Genomic DNA, 466 nt, shown 5'->3' with positions numbered 1-466 from the left:
GGGCCCGGTGCGCGCCAGCGAGGACGACCTGTGGCGCATCGTCTCCTTCGACGAATCCAACGACCCCGCGCAGAACCTCACCGCGTCCTTCGAAGCCGCCCTCCAGCAGGTGGACGCCCACCTGGAAGCGCTCATCCGCTCGGACGTGGGGCCGGCGGCGGGGGAAGCCAATGAATTCCTCGTCGAAGCCATCGTCGAGACGACGTTCGAACCGGAAGCGACCTTCGAACCGCTCCCTTCCCCCCGGTTCACCGCCTTCCCCGGTGACAACGGAGGGGGTTCTGGCCAGACTGATGAATCCGAGCTGTCCGGCGACCTGGACGACTGGGATTTTGACGAGGACGACGTGGCGGCCGAAGACCCCTCCAATCCCGACGAAGCCTCCAAGCTCCGGCGCCAGCGCCTCCTGCGCCGCGCCATGGAGAACATGGGTGCGCTCGGAGGACGCCCGCTCCCGCCCACTACC

The 466-nt window shown here is 68.0% G+C and carries 1 pseudogene; it reads left to right on the top strand.

The features are described from left to right. Window positions 1-466, top strand: a pseudogene (locus D7Y13_RS42485) (J domain-containing protein); the annotation flags it as partial.

This window comes from Corallococcus praedator (assembly GCF_003612125.1).
Lineage (GTDB): Bacteria > Myxococcota > Myxococcia > Myxococcales > Myxococcaceae > Corallococcus > Corallococcus praedator.
This window is presented reverse-complemented; position numbering and strand designations above follow the sequence as displayed.